This is a genomic window from Halanaerobium sp. (genome assembly GCF_003070835.1).
Genome location: NZ_QBLR01000457.1, coordinates 1 through 1,956, shown reverse-complemented (window position 1 = coordinate 1,956; position 1,956 = coordinate 1). Strand labels below are relative to the sequence as shown.

The window sequence follows — 1,956 nt, the reverse complement described above, 5'->3', positions numbered from 1 at the left end:
AGGACCAAAAATACGTGTACCCTTAGGATTATTATTATCATCTATTATTACTGCTGCATTTTCATCAAATCTAATATAGGTGCCGTCTTTGCGCTTTAAGGACTTTTTGGTTCTAACAACTACAGCTTTAGCAACCTCACCTTTTTTCACCATTCCGTCAGGAATAGCTTCTTTAACGCTGACTACTATTGTGTCTCCAACTTTAGCATATTTCTTTTTGGAGCCTCCAAGTACCTTAATACATAAAAGTTCACGGGCACCTGAATTATCCGCTACCTTTAAACGGCTTTCAGATTGTATCATTTTCAGGCCCTCCTTTCTACTTCCAGGACTTATTTTGCTTTTTCAACAATTTCTACTAAACGCCATCTCTTTGTCTTGCTTAATGGACGTGTTTCCATAATTCTTACAATGTCACCTTCATTACAAACATTCTCTTCATCATGAGCTGTATATTTTTTTGTTTTCTTAACAACTCTTTTATATTTAGGATGCTGTGTTCTACGCTCTACAGCTACAGTAATAGTCTTATCTCTCTTATCACTAACTACAACACCTTTACGCTCTTTACGACTATTTCTTTCCATAAGAAACCTCCTTTCAAAAAAGAATTAAGCCCTCTCGATACCTAGTTCCTTTTCCCGCAGAACAGTTTTAATTCGGGCAATAATTCTTTTAACCTCTTTAATCCTCATAGGATTATCCAACTGTGCTGTTGCATGCTGGAAGCGAAGGTTAAATAACTCTTCTTTAAATTCGCGGGCTTTCTGTTCTAACTCTGCTTCTGTTAAATTTCTTAATTCATCAGCTCTCATCGGCCTCACCATCCATTCCCTCTCTTGCTACAAATTTAGTTTTAATAGGTAGTTTGTGAGATGCAAGGCGCATCGCTTCTCTGGCAACCTCTTCCGGTACACCAGCCAGCTCAAACATAATTCTACCTGGTTTAACAACTGCCACCCATTTCTCAGGGGCACCTTTACCACTACCCATACGTGTTTCAGCAGGCTTTGCGGTTACAGGCTTATCTGGAAAAATCTTGATCCAAACTTTACCTCCACGCTTAATACTTCTGGTAAGGGCAACACGAGCAGCCTCTATCTGTCTATTGGTAATCCAAACGGGTTCTAAGGCCTGTAGGCCGTATTCACCAAAGGTGATCTTATTTCCCCGGTGGGCTTTACCTTTCATTCTTCCTCTCATTTGCTTACGATGTTTTACTCTTTTAGGTACTAACATCAAAGAGCCTCCTTTCCTGCATAATCTATCTATTCATCATCTAATTCTGGAAGTATTTCTCCCTTATTAATCCAAACTTTAACTCCAATTGTTCCGTATGTTGTGTCAGCTTCTGCAAAACCATAATCAATATCTGCTCTAAGTGTATGCATTGGCACACTGCCTTCACTGTAGCCTTCACGTCTTGCCATTTCAGCTCCACCAAGACGGCCACTGCTCTGAACTTTAAAACCTTCAGCTCCCATACGCATTGCACGGTTCATTGCCTGTTTCATTGCTCTCCGGAAAGAAATTCTTCTAACTAACTGAGAAGCAATATTTTCAGCAACTAACTGAGCGTTCATTTCTGGATCCGAAACCTCTACAACATTAATCTGTACAGTTTTACCAGTTAAAGCTTCAACTTCGTTTCTTAAAGCTTCAACTTCAGATCCACCACGACCAATTACCATTCCTGGTCTGGCTGTGTGTACATCTAATTTTAATCTATTAGCAGCTCTTTCAATCACAACTCTAGAAATTCCAGCTTCAAACATTTTCTCCTTAACATGATTTCTAATCTCTCGGTCTTCATTTAAAAGCTTGGAATAATCAGTTTTATCAGCATACCATTTTGCATCCCAATCTTTTATAACTCCAACTCGGAGACCATGTGGATTTATTTTATTACCCAAATTCTATCCCTCCTTTGTATCGCTTAAAACGATTGTGATATGG

General features: G+C 39.1%; 5 protein-coding genes. All 5 read right to left on the bottom strand.

Annotated elements, in window-relative coordinates:
• Window positions 1-303, bottom strand: a 303-nt coding sequence (gene rplN, locus CI949_RS20405; RefSeq protein ID WP_290769869.1) for a 50S ribosomal protein L14, incomplete at its 3' end; no start/stop codon positions are given.
• 29 nt (window positions 304-332) lie between these two features.
• A complete protein-coding gene (rpsQ, locus tag CI949_RS20400; protein ID WP_108138990.1) occupies window positions 333-587 on the bottom strand; it encodes a 30S ribosomal protein S17 in 255 nt (84 codons plus the stop codon).
• A 24-nt stretch (window positions 588-611) separates the two neighbouring features.
• Window positions 612-815 carry a 50S ribosomal protein L29 gene (rpmC, locus tag CI949_RS20395; RefSeq protein ID WP_108138988.1) on the bottom strand — a complete coding sequence of 68 codons (204 nt, stop codon included), beginning with the start codon at window positions 813-815 and terminating at the stop codon, window positions 612-614.
• Window positions 805-1,239 (bottom strand): 50S ribosomal protein L16, encoded by a 435-nt coding sequence (gene rplP, locus CI949_RS20390; protein WP_005487011.1) that lies wholly within the window; start codon window positions 1,237-1,239, stop codon window positions 805-807. Before rplP ends, rpmC begins: the two co-directional genes overlap by 11 nt.
• 29 nt (window positions 1,240-1,268) lie before the next feature.
• Complete coding sequence (rpsC, locus tag CI949_RS20385) at window positions 1,269-1,913, bottom strand: 30S ribosomal protein S3 (RefSeq protein WP_290769866.1); 645 nt, start codon at window positions 1,911-1,913, stop codon at window positions 1,269-1,271.
• Window positions 1,914-1,956: the final 43 nt, after the last annotated feature.

Excerpts from the sequence above, each read along its gene's own strand:
- rpsQ (WP_108138990.1), bottom strand. The coding sequence starts at position 587 with ATGGAAAGAAATAGTCGTAAAGAGCGTAAAGGTGTTGTAGTTAGTGAT.
- rpmC (WP_108138988.1), bottom strand. The coding sequence starts at position 815 with ATGAGAGCTGATGAATTAAGAAATTTAACAGAAGCAGAGTTAGAACAG.
- rplP (WP_005487011.1), bottom strand. The coding sequence starts at position 1,239 with ATGTTAGTACCTAAAAGAGTAAAACATCGTAAGCAAATGAGAGGAAGA.